General features: G+C 61.2%; 18 protein-coding genes. 6 read left to right on the forward strand and 12 right to left on the reverse strand.

Going from position 1 to position 18,663, the window contains the following annotated elements; all coding sequences use genetic code 11:
* Positions 1-13 precede the first annotated feature (13 nt).
* Both AWB69_RS28955 and AWB69_RS28960 read left to right on the forward strand, forming a co-directional pair.
* Entirely contained in the window at positions 14-1,834 is a 1,821-nt protein-coding gene (locus tag AWB69_RS28955) for an aminopeptidase P family protein (protein WP_062090265.1), read from the forward strand.
* A gap of 16 nt (positions 1,835-1,850) precedes the next feature.
* A complete protein-coding gene (locus AWB69_RS28960) occupies positions 1,851-2,474 on the forward strand; it encodes an HAD family hydrolase (protein WP_062090266.1) in 624 nt (207 codons plus the stop codon).
* On the opposite strand, the gene AWB69_RS28965 is transcribed toward AWB69_RS28960, so the two are convergent.
* The 6 genes from AWB69_RS28965 to ychF form a co-directional block, all read right to left on the reverse strand.
* Entirely contained in the window at positions 2,475-3,593 is a 1,119-nt protein-coding gene (locus tag AWB69_RS28965; protein WP_062090267.1) for a DUF748 domain-containing protein, read from the reverse strand.
* 69 nt (positions 3,594-3,662) lie between these two features.
* Positions 3,663-5,330: an energy-dependent translational throttle protein EttA gene (gene ettA / locus AWB69_RS28970; protein WP_062090268.1), complete on the reverse strand. Its 1,668-nt coding sequence runs from the start codon at positions 5,328-5,330 to the stop codon at positions 3,663-3,665.
* A 214-nt stretch (positions 5,331-5,544) separates the two neighbouring features.
* The gene (locus AWB69_RS28975) at positions 5,545-5,835 is read right to left on the reverse strand and encodes a DUF3761 domain-containing protein (protein ID WP_062090269.1); all 291 of its coding nucleotides are present in this window, start codon (positions 5,833-5,835) and stop codon (positions 5,545-5,547) included.
* 88 nt (positions 5,836-5,923) lie between these two features.
* A complete protein-coding gene (gene dinD / locus AWB69_RS28980) occupies positions 5,924-6,625 on the reverse strand; it encodes a DNA damage-inducible protein D (RefSeq protein ID WP_231937278.1) in 702 nt (233 codons plus the stop codon).
* 18 nt (positions 6,626-6,643) lie between these two features.
* Positions 6,644-6,766, reverse strand: coding sequence for a hypothetical protein (locus AWB69_RS50435; protein WP_269447500.1), 123 nt, complete (start codon positions 6,764-6,766; stop codon positions 6,644-6,646).
* Between the two features lie 136 nt (positions 6,767-6,902).
* On the reverse strand, positions 6,903-7,997 hold the full coding sequence (ychF, locus tag AWB69_RS28985; protein ID WP_062090270.1) for a redox-regulated ATPase YchF: 1,095 nt from the start codon (positions 7,995-7,997) through the stop codon (positions 6,903-6,905).
* 264 nt (positions 7,998-8,261) lie between these two features.
* Here ychF and AWB69_RS28990 point away from each other — a divergent pair, with 264 nt between their 5' ends.
* The 4 genes from AWB69_RS28990 (at position 8,262) to AWB69_RS29005 (ending at position 12,921) form a co-directional block, all read left to right on the forward strand.
* The gene (locus tag AWB69_RS28990) at positions 8,262-9,434 is read left to right on the forward strand and encodes a UbiH/UbiF family hydroxylase (RefSeq protein ID WP_062090271.1); all 1,173 of its coding nucleotides are present in this window, start codon (positions 8,262-8,264) and stop codon (positions 9,432-9,434) included.
* A gap of 46 nt (positions 9,435-9,480) precedes the next feature.
* On the forward strand, positions 9,481-10,212 hold the full coding sequence (locus AWB69_RS28995) for a DsbC family protein (RefSeq protein ID WP_031364561.1): 732 nt from the start codon (positions 9,481-9,483) through the stop codon (positions 10,210-10,212).
* 159 nt (positions 10,213-10,371) lie between these two features.
* On the forward strand, positions 10,372-12,171 hold the full coding sequence (locus AWB69_RS29000; RefSeq protein WP_062090272.1) for a M61 family metallopeptidase: 1,800 nt from the start codon (positions 10,372-10,374) through the stop codon (positions 12,169-12,171).
* 153 nt (positions 12,172-12,324) lie between these two features.
* Positions 12,325-12,921: an FMN-dependent NADH-azoreductase gene (locus AWB69_RS29005; protein ID WP_062090273.1), complete on the forward strand. Its 597-nt coding sequence runs from the start codon at positions 12,325-12,327 to the stop codon at positions 12,919-12,921.
* Positions 12,922-12,983: 62 nt separating this feature from the next.
* Here AWB69_RS29005 and AWB69_RS29010 read toward each other — a convergent pair whose 3' ends face one another.
* From AWB69_RS29010 to trpE, 6 genes are read right to left on the reverse strand one after another with little or no spacing between them, the layout of a single operon-like run.
* Entirely contained in the window at positions 12,984-13,757 is a 774-nt protein-coding gene (locus AWB69_RS29010; RefSeq protein ID WP_062090274.1) for a uracil-DNA glycosylase, read from the reverse strand.
* Positions 13,754-14,410 carry a CYTH domain-containing protein gene (locus tag AWB69_RS29015; protein ID WP_062090275.1) on the reverse strand — a complete coding sequence of 219 codons (657 nt, stop codon included), beginning with the start codon at positions 14,408-14,410 and terminating at the stop codon, positions 13,754-13,756. Before AWB69_RS29015 ends, AWB69_RS29010 begins: the two co-directional genes overlap by 4 nt.
* A gap of 21 nt (positions 14,411-14,431) precedes the next feature.
* The gene (gene trpC / locus AWB69_RS29020; protein ID WP_062090276.1) at positions 14,432-15,217 is read right to left on the reverse strand and encodes an indole-3-glycerol phosphate synthase TrpC; all 786 of its coding nucleotides are present in this window, start codon (positions 15,215-15,217) and stop codon (positions 14,432-14,434) included.
* Positions 15,218-15,229: 12 nt separating this feature from the next.
* Positions 15,230-16,261, reverse strand: coding sequence for an anthranilate phosphoribosyltransferase (gene trpD, locus AWB69_RS29025; protein ID WP_062090310.1), 1,032 nt, complete (start codon positions 16,259-16,261; stop codon positions 15,230-15,232).
* A 14-nt stretch (positions 16,262-16,275) separates the two neighbouring features.
* Positions 16,276-16,860, reverse strand: coding sequence for an aminodeoxychorismate/anthranilate synthase component II (locus AWB69_RS29030; protein ID WP_062090277.1), 585 nt, complete (start codon positions 16,858-16,860; stop codon positions 16,276-16,278).
* A 15-nt stretch (positions 16,861-16,875) separates the two neighbouring features.
* The gene (gene trpE, locus AWB69_RS29035; RefSeq protein ID WP_062090278.1) at positions 16,876-18,372 is read right to left on the reverse strand and encodes an anthranilate synthase component I; all 1,497 of its coding nucleotides are present in this window, start codon (positions 18,370-18,372) and stop codon (positions 16,876-16,878) included.
* Between the last annotated feature and the right edge of the window lie 291 nt (positions 18,373-18,663).

The following is an 18,663-nucleotide window of genomic DNA, read 5'->3' on the forward strand; positions in this document are numbered from 1 at the left end:
TGCAGGTGACTCCATGAACGATCGACTGAATTCCCCCGATGGCCAGACTTTTGCCCGGCGTATCGAATTGCTGCGCGGCGCGATGGCGCGTGAGGCGCTGGCTGCCGTGCTGGTGCCGTCGTCGGACCCGCACATCTCCGAGTATTTGCCGGAGCACTGGCAGGGGCGGCAGTGGCTGTCAGGATTCACCGGTTCGGTCGGAACGCTGGTCGTGACGGCAGATTTCGCCGGCGTGTGGGTCGACAGCCGGTATTGGACGCAGGCCGAGGCGCAACTGGCCGGCACGGGAATCGCGTTGATGAAGATGATGGCCGGGCAGCAATCCGCACCGCACGTGGACTGGCTCGCCGCGAACGTGGCGGCCGGCGAGACGGTGGCAGTCGATGGCGCCGTGCTCGGCGTAGCAGCGGCGCGGACGCTGAAAGATGCACTGACGGAGCGCGGGATCTTGTTGCGCACGGATCTGGACCTGCTCGATGCCGTCTGGCCCGAGCGGCCGGGTTTGCCATCGGAGAGTGTGTACGAACACGTCGCGCCCCAGGCGAGCGTCGCGCGTCCGGAGAAACTGGCGGAAGTGCGGCGCGTCATGCGCGAGAAGGGCGCGCAGTGGCATTTCATCTCGACGCTCGACGATCTTGCGTGGCTGTTCAACCTGCGCGGCGCTGATGTCACCTATAACCCCGTGTTCGTCGCGCATGCGTTGATCGGACTGGATGACGCCGCATTGTTTGTCGGCGACGGCAAGATTCCTGCTGACCTGAAGGCTTCTTTGCTGAGGGAGAACGTGCGGGTTGAGCCGTATTCCGCCGTCGCGAATGCTCTTGCTACGTTGCCTGCCGGTTCGACGCTGCTCATCGATCCGCGCCGGATCACGTTCGGCTCGCTTGCGAAAGTGCCGGCTGAAGTGAAGGTCGTGGAAGCGGTGAACCCGTCGACATTCGCCAAGTCACGCAAGACCGCTGCCGACGCCGCACACATCCGCGCGACCATGGAACAGGACGGCGCGGCGCTGGCGGAATTCTTCGCATGGTTCGAAGATGCGCTCGGGCGCGAGACGATCACGGAACTCACCATCGACGAAAAACTGACGGCCGCGCGTGCCCGCCGGCCGGGTTTTGTGACGTTGAGCTTTGCGACCATAGCCGGCTTCAATGCGAACGGTGCAATGCCGCATTACCGCGCGACCGAAGCCTCGCATTCGGTGATCGAAGGCAATGGCTTGCTGCTGATCGATTCGGGCGGCCAATATCTGAGCGGTACGACCGATATCACGCGCGTGGTGCCTATCGGCACGATTACGGCTGAGCACAAACGCGATTTCACGATCGTGCTGAAGGGGACCATCGCGTTGTCGCGGGCGCATTTTCCGCGCGGCATTCGTTCACCCATGCTCGATGCCATCGCCCGCGCGCCCATCTGGGAAGCAGGTGCGGATTATGGCCATGGCACGGGGCACGGCGTCGGTTATTTCCTGAATGTGCACGAAGGCCCGCAGGTCATCTCGCACTATGCGCCGGCCGAGCCGTACACGGCGATGGAAGACGGCATGATCACATCGATTGAACCGGGGCTTTATCGGCCGGGGAAATGGGGTATTCGCATTGAAAACCTCGTGATGAACGAGCCCGCAGGAAAAACCGAATTCGGCGATTTCCTCAAGTTCGAAACGCTGACGCTGTGTCCTGTCGACACACGCTGCATCGACCTGACCCTGCTGCGCGACGATGAACGCGCGTGGCTCAACGACTATCACGCGACGGTCCTCGAACGCGTTTCGCCGCATGTGTCCGGCGCGGCGAAAGCGTGGCTCGAAAAACGTACGCAAGCAATCTGAACGGAGCGACAAACGGATGGCAATCAAGGCAGTGGTGTTCGATTTCGGCGGCGTGCTGATCGACTGGAATCCTGAGTATGTGTACAGCCGTCTGATTCCCGATGCCACCGAACGGCGCTGGTTCATGGACAACGTGGTTGTGTCGGACTGGGTGCTGCAGCAGGACGCAGGGCAAACCATTGCCGACGGCAATGCTGAACTGGTTGCCAGGTTTCCCGAGCACGAAGCCCTGATCCGCGCGTTTTACGAGCGCTGGCAGGAAATGGTGGCGGGTGTGCTGGAAGACGGCGTGGCGCTGGTCGACAAGCTCGAAGCCGCGGACGTGCCGCTGTTCGGCCTGACCAACTGGTCCGCTGAAACCTTTCCCTGGGCGTGGGAGCGATTCCCGGTGCTGCAGCGGTTTCGCGAAGTGGTGGTGTCGGGCCGCGTGCTGGTCGCCAAACCCGATCCGGCGATTTTCGCGCTGATGTGGACTGAAATTGAAAAACATCTTCCGGGCATTCAGCCGGAGGAAGTCGTTTTTATCGATGACAACGCGAAGAATATTCGTGCCGCAACCGCGCTTGGCTGGAATGCGGTGCATCACACGAATGCTGAGCAGACCGAAGCGCGCTTAAGAGCGCTCGGTTTGCCCGTGTAATCATTTTCCGAACAGGTTCTTGAGCGTGTCTCCGATGCTCTTGAGCACGCCACCGGTGTTTTTAGCCACCCCTTCGGGGTTTACGCCGACCGCCTTCGCGAATCCCGCTGCAAGCTTTTTCATCAAGCTCTCGTTGAGCGAGAACTTGGGGTCGCGCAGATCGCCGTCGAGCTCGAAATCCAGCTTGATCTGATCGTGATTTTTCAGCGCGGCGATCGCGATTTTGGTCGGGATGCTGAGGAAAGTGTCGAGCGGATTGCCGTCATCCGATAGCTGCAGCCGGTTCAGCGTGACCGAACCCGGCGCGTGGATCTGGTAGTTGTGCACGGTCGCGTCGAGCGTGAGATCGAGCGTGCCGCCCGTGACGGCGGTCTTCGCACCCGCTTTCTTCAGCAGATACGGATCGAGCGTCGCGATATCGACATTGCGCAACGTCGTGTGCGTCTGCGAATCCCTGCTCGCTATTTTCATCCAGCCGTTGAACGCGACCGTGCCCGTGTGCGACGGTCCTTTGATCGACCCGCTCATGTCGAGCTTGGTTGGCTCGACGAGCGCGGGAAGATGCAGGTTATCGACATTGGCTCGCGCGTCGGAAATCAGGACCTTGTACGGCGGTGTTTGCACGGATTCATCGAAGAACTCCATCGCGCCGCGCTCAAACGTGACGTGATCGATCAGCCGGTCTTCCTGCGCGTGTGCCGCGGCTTCGCTTGAACCCGCCTGGGCCTCGCGCGTCGACTGGCGGAGATTGGGCAGCAACTCGATGCTGCCATCGGGGAGACGGGCGACGGAGAGGTAAAAGCCGTCTACCGTCACATGTTGCACATGCACGCGGTGGCTCAGGAGGGCGCGCATATCGACGTTCACCGTCACGCGTTCGGCGCGCAGCGTGTCGTCCGTGGGCCAGCCCTTCGGGCCCCGCAGGCGCACGTGGCTCAGCGTGATACGCGCATACCCGACATCGATATCCTCCACCGAGCCGAGCGGCCCAAGCGTTTCGAGCACGCGCGCCTTCATTTCATGCGCGACGAAAAACCCGCCGCCGACGACCGCCAACAGCAACACCGCGATGACTGCGCCCGCCCACAGCGCCACGCGTCGCGCCTTCGTACCCGCCATCCCGATGTCCCCCCATCCAGGCCGCCCGTGCGGGCGGCGATCCGGTGCGTTGTTGGCCGCTGGCCGTGCTTATCGGACGATCGGCTTATAGCGCAGGCGTTTCGGCTTGGCCGCTTCCTCGCCCAGACGATTGCGCTTGTCGGCTTCGTACTCTTGATAGTTGCCGTCGAAGAACGTCACTTGTGAATCACCTTCGAACGCGATGATGTGCGTCGCGATCCGGTCAAGGAACCAGCGATCGTGCGAGATCACCATCACCGATCCCGCGAATTCCAGCAACGCGTCTTCCAGCGCGCGCAGCGTTTCGACGTCCAGGTCGTTCGACGGCTCATCCAGCAGCAGCACGTTGCCGCCTTCAATCAGCGTCTTCGCCAGATGCAGGCGGCCGCGTTCCCCGCCCGAGAGCGCGCCGACAGTCTTTTGCTGATCGCCGCCCTTGAAGTTGAAGCGGCCGATATACGCCCGTGACGGCGTTTCGTACTTGCCGACCGTCAGCACGTCCGCGCCGCCCGAAATCTCTTCGAACACAGTCTTGTTGCCGTTGAGCGCGTCGCGGCTTTGATCCACGTACGCGAGCTTGACGGTCGGCCCCGTGACGATTTCCCCCGAATCCGGCTGCTCCTTACCCGTCAGCATGCGGAACAACGTGGATTTCCCCGCGCCATTTGGCCCGATGATTCCGACAATCGCGCCGGCCGGGATCTTCATGTTCAGGTTATCGATCAGGAGACGGTCGCCGTAAGCCTTGCTCACGTTCTTGAACTCGATCACTTCATTGCCCAGCCGGTCGCCGACAGGGATGAAGATTTCCTGCGTTTCGTTGCGCTTCTGGTATTCCTGGCTGTTGAGTTCCTCGAAGCGCGCGATCCGCGCCTTCGATTTCGCCTGGCGTCCCTTCGGGTTCTGGCGCACCCATTCCAGTTCCTTCTTCAGCGCTTTCTGACGAGCGGATTCCGTCGATTCTTCCTGCTTCAGCCTGTCCTGCTTCTGGTCGAGCCAGCTGCTGTAGTTGCCCTTCCACGGAATGCCGTGGCCGCGGTCGAGCTCGAGAATCCATTCGGCGGCGTTATCGAGGAAATAGCGATCGTGGGTGACCGCCACGACTGTGCCCGGGTAGCGCGTCAGGAATTGTTCGAGCCAATCCACGGATTCGGCGTCCAGGTGGTTGGTCGGTTCGTCGAGCAGCAGCATGTCGGGTTTTTGCAGCAGCAGCTTGCAGAGCGCCACACGACGCTTTTCGCCGCCCGACAAGTGTTCGATTTTCGCGTCCCATGCGGGCAGGCGCAGCGCGTCGGCGGCGACTTCGAGTTGTTGCTCGGGCGTGCCGCCGTCGCTGGTCGCGAGGATGGCTTCGTATTTGGCCTGCTCAGCGGCGAGGGCGTCGAAGTCGGCGTCGGGTTCGGCGTAGGCCGCATAGATGGCGTCGAGTTTTTTCTGCGCGCTGAAGACTTCGCCGAGGCCGTCTTCAACGGCTTCGCGCACGGTTTGCTGCGGATCGAGTTGCGGTTCCTGCGGCAAGTAGCCGATGTTCAGGTTCGGCATCGGCGTGGCTTCGCCTTCGATTTCCTTGTCGACGCCCGCCATGATGCGGATCAGGGTCGACTTGCCGGAACCGTTCAGGCCGAGCAGGCCGATCTTGGCGCCGGGGAAAAACGACAGGGAGATGTCTTTCAGGATCTGGCGCTTGGGCGGCACGATCTTGCCGACGCGGTTCATGGTGAAGACGTATTGGGCCATTTGCGGATTCGGTTGTCTTGAGGTTTGCGGTTTTCGGTTTTACGGCGGGCTTGGGCCGGACGGATTTCGGTTCTTGAGTCTCTGCCGGGAAACCCCTGGATTCAGTACGCGAGAATGCGTTTCCCGCAGCGCGCGGGAAGTGACGACATTGTACTTCGATGAATATGGCTGTCTGGCGGGCGTTTATCTGCTTTGACGCCGACGCCGGGTGTTCTCAGCGCCAGGCCGCTACGCCGCCGTGGCGCGAACACGTGCCGCTGCGATGGCGGCTGAAGCTCCACGTGCCGTCGCGGCATCGGGCGGTGGCGCCGTCCGGGGCCTCGCCCGAGCGCGAATGCGCCGGGGAGTGAACGGTTTCGCCGTCGTGATTGCGATAGGTCTGGTGGTTATCGAGGTCGGATTCGTTCGGGGCGGAGTAGGCGTAGGCGAACGAGGCGGCGCAATTGAACGCGAGGGCGGCGGCGAGGAGGACCGAGGCGGTGCGGCGATAGAAACGCGTTGTCATTGTTTTTGTTTTGGACGCGAGAGCGTGAATCCTTGCGCTGGTCGTGTTGGATCGCCGCATTATCGGTCCTGCGATCCTCCTGAAGCAATCAGGAATCGAGCGCTTCCGGATTCTTCGCGCGTGTCTTGTCTTCCGATGCCAGCCGGCGCGCGACCTTTTTCACGTCCTCCGCCGCAGGCAGGGTTTCCGGCCGGATGCCGCGTTCAAGCAGGGTCTTGCGAACCGCGCCATTGTTGTTGATGTGCTCCCTCGAGATCGCTTCTTCGCTTCCAAGCTTGTTCTCGCGGGAATTGAAGATCGTGATTTCGGCCGCGAAGTCCTTTGCTTTGAGAACGATCGTGGGGGCGAAGTCGGCCAACGGCCGCTTGGCGGGGACCTTCCAGTGCGACTTCATTTGCTGGGTCGATTTTTCGAACAAGGCGCGATCGCCTTTGCTCCGAATCATGCCGAAATCGTCATTTCCACCGGTTTGTTCGAAAATCACTTCGGATAGCTCCTTTTCCGTGCTGGTCAGTTTTATACGGGCGACCAGACGTTCCGAGTCGAGCAGACGTTGCTCGATCAGCTCGGCCCGGCGGGTCTGGACGGCGAAATAGGTCTGTGCAAACGCAATCTCGTGCTTCTTGGGATCGCCGTTTTGCGCGACCAGATAACAGGCGTAGCGAGTGAGCATGATGTCATCGACTTCGCGCTGGCTGCCTGAGCCCAGGTCGACCATTTTCCTGACGTCAGGAAAATGGTCTGCAGCCGCATGCCCAGACGTTTCGCAGGCAATTTCGGCTTTGTTCACAACCTTGACGAAGTTCTTTCACTTGGCATACCCAAGCAGGTGCTGAAGGTCGCGGGCAAGCCAGAATTCAACGCCGCTGCTGGTCTGCTGAGCGTGCGCTTCGAAATGCTCCGTCAATGAGTAAATCAGTTCGGTCTTCATGTACCCCGTCCAAGGTGGGTTGCGCGCGGTTGGTGAGCAGGTCGGCCGGCGCAAAGCAATAAAAAGCGGAATCCCTTTATCAGGGACCCCGCTTTTAATGACAACCTCAAACAACCTCGGACGACGAATTATTACATCAGACGTTAAACAGGAAATTCATCACGTCGCCGTCGTGCACGACATATTCCTTCCCTTCGGCCCGCATCTTCCCGGCTTCCTTCGCGCCTTGCTCGCCCTTGAATGCGACGAAGTCATCGAAGGCGATTGTCTGCGCGCGAATGAACCCGCGCTCGAAGTCCGTGTGGATAGCGCCGGCGGCCTGAGGCGCGGTGTCGCCGATATGAATGGTCCACGCCCGCACTTCCTTCACGCCCGCCGTGAAATACGTCTGCAGGCCAAGCAGCTTGTAACCCGCGCGTATCACGCGATCCAGGCCCGGCTCTTCCATGCCGATATCGGCGAGAAACTCTTGCTTGTCGGCGTCGTCGAGATCCGCAATTTCCGCTTCGATCGCCGCGCATACCGCCACCACCGGCGCGCCTTCGGCCTCTGCGTGCTTGCGCACTGCGTCCAGATGAGGATTGTTCTCGAAACCATCGTCCTTCACGTTTGCCACATACATGGTCGGCTTGGCCGTGATCAGGCACAACGGCTTGATCAGCGCGAGTTCGTCTTCGCTCAAGTCCAGCGCACGCACGGGCTTCGCCTGATCGAGTTGCGCCTGGATCTTTTCCAGCAAGGGAACGAGCTTCGCCGCTTCCTTGTCGTTGCCCGAGCGCGCCGACTTGGCGTAACGGTGATGAGCCTTCTCGACCGTCGCCAGATCCGCCAGCGCCAGTTCCGTATTGATGACTTCGATGTCCGCGAGCGGGTCGATCTTGTTCGCGACGTGAATCACGTTTTCGTCTTCGAAGCAGCGCACGACGTGCGTGATGGCATCGGTTTCGCGAATGTTCGCGAGGAACTTGTTGCCCAGGCCTTCGCCTTTGCTCGCGCCGGCCACGAGGCCCGCGATATCGACGAATTCAACGATGGCCGGCACCACGCGCTCGGGATTGACGATCCCCGATAGCGCCGCCAGCCGCGGGTCCGGCACTTCGACCACGCCGACATTCGGCTCGATCGTGCAGAACGGATAGTTTTCGGCCGCGATGCCGGCCTTGGTCAGTGCATTGAACAGTGTGGACTTGCCGACGTTAGGCAAGCCGACGATGCCGCATTGGAGGCTCATGGAATCCTTCGAACTGGTGAAACGGCGTGCGCCGCGCGGGTCAACGCTGGATGCGCGTGTCGTGGGCTTCACAACCCCCCGGACAACCCCCGGGATCCACGCGCATAGCGGGCGGCCACGTCGTGCGGGCCGGAAAAACCGCTATTGTAGCGCCACGGGCGGGTCGGCTGGGCGGGCGGGAACGGCAGCTACAGGGCGTCGCACCCGCTGAAACACCGCATTGCGCATCGAATCCCGGCCTACCCCGGCGGCTATAATGGCCGTATGACTTTCCAATCACGAAATTTTCATACGGTCGTGGTCGGCGGCGGGCTCGTCGGCAAGACGGCGGCGCTTGCGCTGACGCAATCCGGCCTGCGCACGGCGCTGCTGGCAACGCCTGCCGCGCCCGCGCCCGCCGCCGACAGCTTCGATTCCCGTATCTACGCGCTGTCGTCGAGCTCGCAGGCGCTGCTGGAACGGCTGCGCGTGTGGCAGGCGCTGGAGCGCGAGAAGCTCGGGCCGGTGCTGGACATGCGCGTTTTCGGCGACGCCTTCGCCGAGCTGCATTTCTCCGCATTCCAGGCTGCCGTGCCGCAATTGGCGTGGATCGTGGAATCGTCGCTGATCGAACGATCGCTCGACGCGGCGCTGCGTTTCCAGCCGAACCTGACGTGGATCGATTCGCGCGCTCAGGGCCTGACCATCCACGACGACGCTGCCCATCTGACCCTATCAAACGGCGACACGCTCGAAGCGGACCTGGTGGTCGGTGCGGATGGCGCGCATTCCTGGGTGCGGGCGCAGACCGGCGCGAAAATGCTGCGCCGGGATTATCGGCAAACGGGCGTAGTCGCGAACTTCAAGTGCGAAAAGCCACACGGCGAGACGGCTTACCAGTGGTTCCGCGATGGCGAGATCATTGCGTTATTGCCGTTACCCGGCGATCACGTCTCGCTCGTGTGGTCCGCTAAAACCGAACACGCCGATAGCCTCCTCAAACTCGATCCCGCCCAGCTCGCGGCGGAAGTCGAGAAGGCTACGCAGAACATGCTCGGCGCGCTCGAGTGCGTGACGCCGGCGCAGGGCTTTCCGCTCGCGCTGCAAACCGTGGACCGGCTGATCGGCCCACGCGTGGCGCTGGTGGGCGACGCTGCGCATCTGATTCACCCGTTGGCGGGCCAGGGCATGAACCTGGGTCTGCGCGATGTCGCCGCGCTGGCCGAAACCCTCGCCGCCAAGGAAGCATTCCGTTCGGCCGGCGACCCCGTTTTGCTGCGCCGATACGAACGCACGCGTCGCGAGGACATCCAGAAATTGACGTTCGCCTGCGACGGCTTGCAGAAACTCTTCGCCATGCCCGGCACGCTCGCTCGCGGGCTGCGCAACACAGGCATGGCGCTCGTGGGTGCACAACCGCTTATCAAGCGCTGGCTCGTGTCTGCGGCGCTTGGTTAAGACTGGCCAAGAACATCCCACCTACTTCAGATTGACGGAAACTCGAATGAAAATCACTCTTCGCCGCGCCCTGGTCGCCGCTGCCACGCTGGCCGCGGTGTTTGGTATCGGTATTGCGGCACAAGCCGATCAAACCACCGACAAGATCAAGGCAACACTGCAATCGCGCATTGGCGACGCCGATATCAAAAGCGTGGAGAAGTCCCCGGTTCCGGGACTCTACGAAGTCAATCTCGGCGCGCAGATCGTCTACACGGACGCTACCGGCAACTATCTGCTGATGGGCGATCTCGTCGATACCCGCACGCGCACGAATCTCACTGAAGCGCGTCTGGCGGAAACGAACAAGATCGATTTCGCGAAGCTGCCGTTCGAGAACGCGGTCAAGGTGGTGAAGGGCACGGGAGCGCGCAAGATCGCAGTGTTCTCAGATCCGAATTGCCCGTACTGCAAGCAGTTGGAAACCACGCTCAAGTCCGTCGATAACGTCACCGTCTACACCTTCCTGTATCCGGTTTTGTCGCCGGATTCGTCGGTCAAGTCGAAATCGATCTGGTGTTCGAAGGATCGCTCGGGCGCGTGGGAAGGCTGGATGCTCGACCACACGGCGCCCACGGCCGCCGCCAGTTGCGACACGACCGCCATCGACAAGAACCTGAAGCTTGGCCAGTCGATGAACGTGACCGGTACGCCGACTGTTTTCCTGGCCGACGGACGCCGTTTGCCCGGCGCGGTGCCGGCAGATCGATTGGAGAAGGAATTGTCGGCTGTTCACTGAAATTCGCGGTCGATTAGTCGACCAACGACGAAAGAGGCGCGCGACGCGCCTCTTTCGCTTTCATGAAGTTGCGCGACCCGTTTCGCCACAGACCGCGCAGGCACTAAACGCCGGGCCAGACAATCACGCCCGGCGACAAGAACAAAAGGACCTCGACGCATGAACGCCATCCGTTACACCATCGTTCCGAAAAATCCCGCAGCGCATTTGTTCGAAGTGACGTTGACCGTCGCGCAACCCGATCCGTCCGGTCAGCGCTTCGTGTTACCGGTGTGGATTCCGGGCAGCTACATGATCCGCGAATTCGCCCGCAATATCGTCACGCTGCAGGCGTTCAACGCCGCCGGCCGAAAGCTCGCCATCGATAAAACCGACAAACACGCGTGGCAAACGGCGCCGCACGATGGCCAGATCACGCTGCGTTACGAGGTCTATGGCTGGGACCTGTCGGTACGCGCGGCACATCTCGACGACAGCATCGGTTTTTTCAACGGCACGAGCGTGTTTCTCGCGGTGGAAGGGCAGGCGGATGCGCCGTGTATCGTCGATATTCAAAAGCCTTCGGGTACGCAATACGCGAACTGGCGTGTGGCGACGGCAATGCCCGAGGCGCGCGGTACGAAGCGCCATGGCTTCGGCGCTTATGAAGCACCGAATTACGATGCGCTGATCGATCATCCCGTGACGCTGGGCGAGTTCGCGCTCGGTTCCTTCGATGCCCACGGCGCAAAGCACGACATCGTGATTTCAGGCCGCGTGACCGGGCTCGACATGCACCGCCTGGAAGCCGACCTCAAGCGTGTTTGCGAATCGCAAATTGCGTTGTTCGAGCCGCGTACGAAGAAGGCGCCCGTCGATCGTTATGTGTTCATGACGGTCGCCGTTGCCGATGGTTACGGTGGCCTGGAGCATCGTGCATCGACGGCGCTGATCTGCAATCGTGCCGATCTGCCTGTTACCGGGCGCCCGGACGTGACGGACGGATATCGAACGTATCTTGGCCTTTGCAGCCACGAATATTTCCATACGTGGAACGTGAAGCGCATCAAGCCGGCTGCGTTCGCGCCGTACGATCTATCGCAGGAAAATTACACGTCGCTGCTGTGGTTGTTCGAAGGCTTTACGTCTTACTACGATGACCTGATGCTCGTGCGTAGCGGCCTGATCAGCGCGAGCGAGTATTTTTCGCTTCTGGGCAAGACGCTCGGCGGCGTGTTGCGCGGGTCGGGGCGGCTCAAGCAGACCGTGGCTGAAAGCTCGTTCGACGCGTGGGTCAAATATTATCGGCAGGACGAAAACGCGGCGAACGCTATCGTCAGCTATTACCAGAAGGGTTCGCTTGTCGCGCTCGCTTTCGACCTGTCGATCCGGACGCAAACCGAAGGCAAGAAGTCGCTGGACGATGTCATGCGCCTCCTGTGGCAACGCTACGGGCGGGATTTTTATCACGGCAAGGCGCGGGGTATCGAAGAAAGCGAAGTGGAAGCCTTGTTTGCCGAAGCCACCGGCGCCGACTTGAAAAAGCTCTTCCGCGAGGGTGTCCACGGCACGCGCGATCTGCCGCTCGATACATTGTTCGAGCCCTTCGGCATCAAGTTCGCGCCCGATGTCGCGACCAACGGCACGGCGGCGAAACCGTCGTTCGGTGCGCGGATTCGCAATGGCGCGGATTGCGTGCTCGCGGCTGTCCATGAGAACAGCGCGGCGCAGAAGGCGGGGTTATCGGCGGGAGACGTGCTGGTCGCAATCGACGGCGTGCGCGTAACGGGATCGAATCTCGACACGCTGCTTGCGCGCTATTTGCCGGGCGCGAAGGTGGAAGTGCACGCATTCCGGCGCGACGAGCTGCGCGTCGCGCAGGTCAAGCTCGATCCGCCGGAAGTATCGCGTTATGTGCTTTCCACCGCCGATGGCAGCGGTCCGTCGAAGCAATGGCGCGAACGCTGGCTGAAAGGTTGATGGGCTAAACGCAGCGATGAAGGCGGATTGTTCTATTGCTGCAACAATCCGTCATGAGTGCGCAGCTTGTTCCCGGCGTCGTAAAAAAGAAGAATGCGTCCTGTCAGAGCGCGATCCGTGCTCGAACTCAACAGACCAGACAGAGGAATCATCATGACGACCATTCTTCAAATCAATTCCGCAGCCCGCTCGCAAGGCGCCCAATCCACGTTGCTGGCCGACGAAGTGTCGGTGAAGCTGCAGCAAGCGCATCCGGGCGCGAAGCTGGTTGTGCGCAATCTTCTCTCCGACAATCTCCCGCACCTCAACGACGCCACGCTCGGCGCGTTCTTCACGCCCGCTGACCAGCGCACGGCGGAGCAGAGCGCAATCAATGCCAGGAGCGAAGCGCTTATCGCCGAACTGCAAGCGGCTGATGTGGTCGTGATCGCAGCGCCGATGTACAACTTCGGCATTTCGTCGCAACTGAAGGCGTACTTCGACTGGATCGCCCGCGCAGGCATCACGTTCAAGTACGGTGCGAACGGCCCGGAAGGCCTGGTGACCGGCAAGAAGGTGATTGTTGTCTCGGCACGCGGCGGCAAGTACAGCGGTACGCCGAACGATTCGCAAACGCCGTATCTGAAGGCGTTCCTCGGATTCCTGGGCATGACCGACGTCAGCTTCATCTTCGCCGAAGGCCTGAACATGGGCCCGGACGCTGCCGGCGCCGCCTTGGCTACCGCACGCGACTCGATCGCCGCGCTGTAAGCGTTTGGAATAGCAGGACAGTTGTAAAAAACCCGCCGTGTCGTGAGACATCGGCGGGTTTTTTATGCTGGCGCGTCAGGCAAACGCCAGTCGATGGCGGGTCGCCCGTGTTGCTCCAGATACGTATTCGCCGCCACAAAATGCCCGCAGCCCAGAAAGCCGCGATGCGCTGACAGAGGAGAAGGGTGGGGCGCCTCCAGCACGCAGTGCGCTTTCCCGGATGCCACCGCCGACGCAATCAACCCCCGTTTCGCCTGCGCATGCGCGCCCCAAAGCATGAACACAAGATGCTCGTGCCGAAGGGCAAGTTCGTGAATCAGTGTGTCGGTGCAATGCTCCCAGCCACGTTTCGCGTGACTGCCGGCTTTGTCGCGTTCCACCGTCAGTGATGTGTTCAGCAACAGCACGCCTTGCTGTGCCCATGCGTCGAGGCAGCCGTGAGCGGGCGCTGTGAAGCCGAGGCTCGCGTTGATTTCCTTGAAGATATTTTTCAGCGATGGCGGTGGCCGAACCGGAGCCGGCACTGAAAACGCCAGGCCGTGAGCTTGCGGCGCACCGCGATCTTCGCCGTGATACGGATCTTGTCCGAGGATCACGACCTTCACATCGCCGGGACGAGTCAGGCGCAAGGCGCGGAAGACATCGGCGGGATACACGGTCTTGCCGGCGGCGCGCTCCGCGTCGACGAACGCGCACAACGCGGTGTAATGCGGACTCTCGGTGAAAGTCTTCAGATGTTTGCGCCAGTCCGCCGGCAACGCGTCGAACTGACTTTCCAGTGAGGTGAACGGTTGGGCTTTCGATGCCTCAGCTTCAAACAGCGACGCCTGACTCATTTCACGCCGCCGTTGGACCCAGCCGCTTTGGGCTCGCACAGGTCGTAACCCCGGCGTGCTTTGCTGGCGTCCTCGGGTTGAAGATAAAGGAACGCGCCGCGCATTTGCGCCGCAAGGGTGTCCAACGCATTCTCGTTGCCGGACTTCAGCTCGAGTTCGAGCTCGCTGATTGGCGTAGTGCGGCGCTCGCCGTCCACGTCAGCCGTCACTTCGCCGAGATCCAGCGCCGCTTCAATCTTCGCACCGTCAATCTCGACGTCCCAGATCACGCGCGAAAAATCCGTGCGGAACAGGGCGATCAATTCGGGCGCGGCGTCGCTGAGCGCGTTGGCGGCGTTTTCCTCGTCGCAGATTTCAAGCAGGGCGGGAATTTCCAGCGACTCCCCGGCAACCGGCAGTTCCCACTCGTGCCGGTTGTGCAAACCCTCCTGGGATTCACCAGCGGTCTTGTACGTTTGCAGCCACTGATCCGGGGTACCACGCAGGCGCACCGCACTCTTAGCCTTGGCGAGCGCGTGATCCGGGGTGTCGAAGTAGACGTTGGTGAGCTGGATCCTGCGACCTTCCTGACCGGTGCGTTGCGTCAGGTCCTGCGCTATTTCGCCGTGTTCGGACGTAGGCAGCGCCAGTTTGATCTCGCGTTCAATACTCAAAATAAACTCCGTGCAACAGCGTCAGAAGAACATTCGCGCCAGTTCGGTACCGGGGTCGTCGGCACGCATGAACGCTTCGCCGACCAGGAACGTCTGCACGTCCATGGCGCGTAGCCGGTCGACATCGACGCGGCTCAGAATGCCCGATTCGGTCACCACTATACGGTCCTCGGGAACCATGTCCAGCATCCCGATCGTTGTTTCAATCGACGTCTCGAACGTGCGCAGGTTGCGGTTATTGACCCCGATCAGCGGGGTCTTCAGGGTGAGCGACTGCTCGAGTTCGTCGCGGTCGTGAACTTCCACGAGCACCGCCAGGCCGAGCGAGTGCGCATACGCTTCCAGATCACGCATGTGCGAGGGCTGGAGTGCGGCGGCGATCAACAGAATGCAGTCGGCGCCCATCGCGCGGGCTTCCAGAATCTGATACGCATCGACGATAAAGTCCTTGCGCAGAACCGGCAGGCTGCACGCGGCGCGCGCTTCTTCGAGATACGCCACACTGCCCTTGAAGAACTGCACATCGGTCAGCACCGACAAACACGCGGCGCCGCCTTGTTCATACGATTTCGCGATATCGGCAGGGACGAAGTTCTCGCGCAATATGCCCTTCGACGGGCTCGCTTTCTTCACTTCCGCGATGATTGCCGGCTTCCCCTCGGCGTGCTTCGCGCGCAATGCGCCGACGAAGTCGCGCGAGTCGCGTGTACTCGCCTGCAAACGCAGTTCCTCCAGCGACACGCTTTCCTGTGCGACGCGAATTTCGCTACGTTTGACTTCGATGATGCGCTCGAGAATGTCACTCATGTCCTGGCCTCGTTATTTGGCGAATTGCTGCGTGAAGCGCACAAGTTCGTCGACTTTTTCACGCGCCTGGCCGCTCGCGATCACCTCTTTCGCCAGCGCCATGCCGGCTTCGATAGATTCCGCCACGTTGGCTGCATACAGCGCCGTGCCCGCATTCAGCGTCACGATTTCGCGCGCGACGCACGGCTTGTTGTTCAGCGCGCCGAGCAGCATGGTCTTCGATTCCTGCGCGTCCGCCACCTTCAGCGTCCGGTTCGACACCATCTGCAGGCCGAAGTCTTCCGGGTGAATCTCATACTCGAGCACTTCACCGTTGCGCAGCTCGCCCACCACCGTTGCCGCGCCCAGGGATACCTCGTCCATGCCGTCCTTGCCGTACACCACCAGCACGTGCTTGGCTCCGAGGCGCTGCATCACGCGCACCTGGATGCCGACGAGATCTTCATGGAACACGCCCATCAACTGATTCGGTGCGCCGGCCGGGTTGGTCAGCGGGCCAAGGATGTTGAAAATGGTCCGCACGCCGAGCTCACGGCGCACCGGCGCGATGTTTTTCATCGCCGGATGATGGTTCGGTGCGAACATGAAACCCATGCCCGTTTCGGCAATGGACAGCGCCACTTGTTCCGGCTGAAGATCGATATTCACGCCCAGCGCCTCGAGCACGTCTGCGCTGCCCGATTTACTCGATACCCCGCGACCACCGTGCTTCGCAACCTTCGCGCCAGCGGCCGCCGTGACGAACATGGTGGCCGTCGAGATGTTGAAGGTATGCGAGCCATCGCCCCCGGTGCCGACGATATCGACAAGATTCTCGCTATCCGGCACGCTCACGTGATTCGCGAACTCGCGCATCACGGTGGCTGCCGCCGCGATCTCCCCAATGGTTTCCTTCTTCACGCGCAAACCTGTGATGATCGCGGCGGACATCACCGGCGACATCTCGCCGCGCATGATCATGCGCATCAGGTGCAGCATTTCGTCGTGGAAAATCTCGCGATGCTCAATGGTCCGTTGCAACGCTTCCTGGGCCGTAATAGTCATGATCGGATCTCGGTTCACGCGCGAATGCCTTGCGCCGGGCTCTTGACGAAGTTTTCGAGCAGCGCGTGGCCGTGCTCGGACAGAATCGATTCCGGGTGAAATTGCACGCCCTCGACCGCGAGTTCCTTGTGACGCACGCCCATGATTTCACCATCGGGCGTCCACGCCGATATTTCCAGGCAATCCGGCAGCGACTCGCGTTCGATCGCGAGAGAGTGATAACGCGTCACGCTGAAATGTTTCGGCAGATCGGAAAACACCCCGCGGCAGTCGGTTTCAATCGTGCTTACCTTGCCGTGCATGATGGTTTGTGCGCGCACGACGCGTCCGCCAAACGCCTCGCCAATCGCCTGATGGCCGAGGCAGACGCCCAAAATGGGGATCTTTCCGGAAAATTCGCGCAGCACGTCGAGCGTGATGCCCGCATGTTGCGGATTGCTGGGTCCCGGCGAGAGGCAGATCCGCTCGGGATTGAGCTTCGCGATTTCATCGAGGGTAATTTCGTCGTTGCGGTAAGTCCGCACATCCTCGCCCAGTTCGCCGAAATACTGGACCAGGTTATAGGTGAACGAATCGTAGTTGTCGATCATCAGCAGCATGGTCTGTCTCCGGGATCAGAAGTCACTATCGAGGCCGTCTTGCACCTGCTCGGCGGCGCGCAGCACTGCGCGCGCCTTGTTCTCCGTCTCCTGCCATTCCGACTCGGGCACCGAATCCGCGACCACGCCCGCTGCCGCCTGCACATACAAGTTGCCCTTGTGGATCAGCCCGGTGCGGATCGCGATGGCGAGATCCATTTCGCCCGTGAACGACAGATAACCGCAGGCGCCGCCGTACAGGCCGCGTTTCACCGGCTCCAGCTCGTCGATGATTTCCATCGCCCGCACTTTCGGCGCGCCCGACAGCGTGCCGGCGGGGAAGGTGGCGCGCAGCACGTCGAAATTCGTCGTGCCGGGTTTCAGCTTGCCCTCGACCGAACTCACGATGTGCTGGACGTGCGAGTACTTTTCGATCGCCAGCTTGTCCGTCACCACCACCGATCCCGTCTGCGCAATCCGGCCGACGTCATTACGCGCCAGATCGATCAGCATCACGTGTTCAGCCACTTCCTTCGGGTCGTTCAATAGTTCGGTCGCGAGTTCGGCATCGCGCTCGGGCGTGTTGCCGCGCGGCCGCGTTCCGGCGAGCGGGCGAATCGTGACAATGCGTTCCTCGCCGCGCTTTTCCTGGCGCACCAGAATTTCCGGCGAGGCTCCCACCACGTGGAATTCGCCGCCGAAGTTGTAGTAATACATATACGGCGATGGATTCAGCGAGCGCAACGCGCGATACAGCGACAGCGGGTTATCGCGGAACGGCTTCACCAGCCGCTGGCCGACCTGAACCTGCATCAATTCGCCTGCCGCGATGTACTCCTTCGCTCGGCGCACCGTGTTCAGGTAATCGTCCTTCGCAAACTCGCGATACGTCTCCGTACGCACGCTCGCCGACGTCACCGGCGGCTGCACGGTCGTGCGCAAACGGGCACGCAATTCGCGCAGGCGCTGCTTGGCTTTTGTATAGGCTTCGGGCGTGGTCGGGTCGGCGTAGACAATCAGGTAGAGCTTGCCGGCGAGGTTGTCGATAACCGCCATTTCCTCGGTCAGCAGCAACTGGATATCGGGCAGGCCGAGATCGTCGCGCGGGGCCGAATGAGCCAGCTTCTTTTCGATATAACGCACGGCGTCATAACCGAAATACCCGGCGAGGCCGCCACAAAAACGCGGTAGCCCCGGGCGCTGCGCAATCTTGAAGCGCTTCTGGAATGCTTCAATAAACGTCAGCGGATCAGCTTCACTTGTTTCAATGACGTTGCCGTCCTTCACCACTTCCGACACACCGTTTTGCACGCGAATCATGGTGCGGGCCGGCAAGCCGATGAACGAGTAACGCCCGAAGCGCTCGCCACCCACCACTGATTCCAGCAGGAACGAGTTGGCGCCATTACGCTCGGTCTGAGCCAGCTTGAGATAAAGCGAAAGCGGCGTTTCCAGGTCGGCCAGCGCCTCGGCGATCAGCGGAATGCGGTTGAAACCTTCATTCGCCAGCGATTGGAATTCGAGTTCGGTCATGTTCTGATCCTTTACGTGTCGCTTGTTGGATTTGGCGACATCGAGCACACACGGGGCGTTGCGGACAATTTACCGCACGGCCCGACCCACTATCGGCTTCGTTTGTGCATCGCCTGATGCTTCAATCGCTGTCCCGATCGTTCGGACTGTAGCCGCGTTGCTAACACGGTACGGCCACAAAGCGAAGTTTGGGCGCAGCGGATGATGCGGATCAGGCCAGGCATCAAGGTAAAACAAGTCGGTGGGATCGGCGCGCGGAATGCGCAGCGAAACAAAAAACGGTTGCCAAAG

Origin of the sequence: Caballeronia udeis (genome assembly GCF_001544555.2) — a bacterium.
In the GTDB taxonomy this organism is placed as follows: Bacteria; Pseudomonadota; Gammaproteobacteria; order Burkholderiales; family Burkholderiaceae; genus Caballeronia; species Caballeronia udeis.

Excerpts from the sequence above, each read along its gene's own strand:
- AWB69_RS29000 (WP_062090272.1), top strand. The coding sequence starts at position 10,372 with ATGAACGCCATCCGTTACACCATCGTTCCGAAAAATCCCGCAGCGCAT.
- AWB69_RS28995 (WP_031364561.1), top strand. The coding sequence starts at position 9,481 with ATGAAAATCACTCTTCGCCGCGCCCTGGTCGCCGCTGCCACGCTGGCC.
- AWB69_RS29010 (WP_062090274.1), bottom strand. The coding sequence starts at position 13,757 with ATGAGTCAGGCGTCGCTGTTTGAAGCTGAGGCATCGAAAGCCCAACCG.
- AWB69_RS29030 (WP_062090277.1), bottom strand. The coding sequence starts at position 16,860 with ATGCTGCTGATGATCGACAACTACGATTCGTTCACCTATAACCTGGTC.
- trpC (WP_062090276.1), bottom strand. The coding sequence starts at position 15,217 with ATGAGTGACATTCTCGAGCGCATCATCGAAGTCAAACGTAGCGAAATT.
- ychF (WP_062090270.1), bottom strand. The coding sequence starts at position 7,997 with ATGAGCCTCCAATGCGGCATCGTCGGCTTGCCTAACGTCGGCAAGTCC.
- AWB69_RS28955 (WP_062090265.1), top strand. The coding sequence starts at position 14 with ATGAACGATCGACTGAATTCCCCCGATGGCCAGACTTTTGCCCGGCGT.
- AWB69_RS28990 (WP_062090271.1), top strand. The coding sequence starts at position 8,262 with ATGACTTTCCAATCACGAAATTTTCATACGGTCGTGGTCGGCGGCGGG.
- trpD (WP_062090310.1), bottom strand. The coding sequence starts at position 16,261 with ATGACTATTACGGCCCAGGAAGCGTTGCAACGGACCATTGAGCATCGC.
- ettA (WP_062090268.1), bottom strand. The coding sequence starts at position 5,330 with ATGGCCCAATACGTCTTCACCATGAACCGCGTCGGCAAGATCGTGCCG.
- AWB69_RS28960 (WP_062090266.1), top strand. The coding sequence starts at position 1,851 with ATGGCAATCAAGGCAGTGGTGTTCGATTTCGGCGGCGTGCTGATCGAC.
- AWB69_RS28975 (WP_062090269.1), bottom strand. The coding sequence starts at position 5,835 with ATGACAACGCGTTTCTATCGCCGCACCGCCTCGGTCCTCCTCGCCGCC.
- AWB69_RS29005 (WP_062090273.1), top strand. The coding sequence starts at position 12,325 with ATGACGACCATTCTTCAAATCAATTCCGCAGCCCGCTCGCAAGGCGCC.
- AWB69_RS50435 (WP_269447500.1), bottom strand. The coding sequence starts at position 6,766 with ATGAAGACCGAACTGATTTACTCATTGACGGAGCATTTCGAAGCGCAC.
- trpE (WP_062090278.1), bottom strand. The coding sequence starts at position 18,372 with ATGACCGAACTCGAATTCCAATCGCTGGCGAATGAAGGTTTCAACCGC.
- AWB69_RS28965 (WP_062090267.1), bottom strand. The coding sequence starts at position 3,593 with ATGGCGGGTACGAAGGCGCGACGCGTGGCGCTGTGGGCGGGCGCAGTC.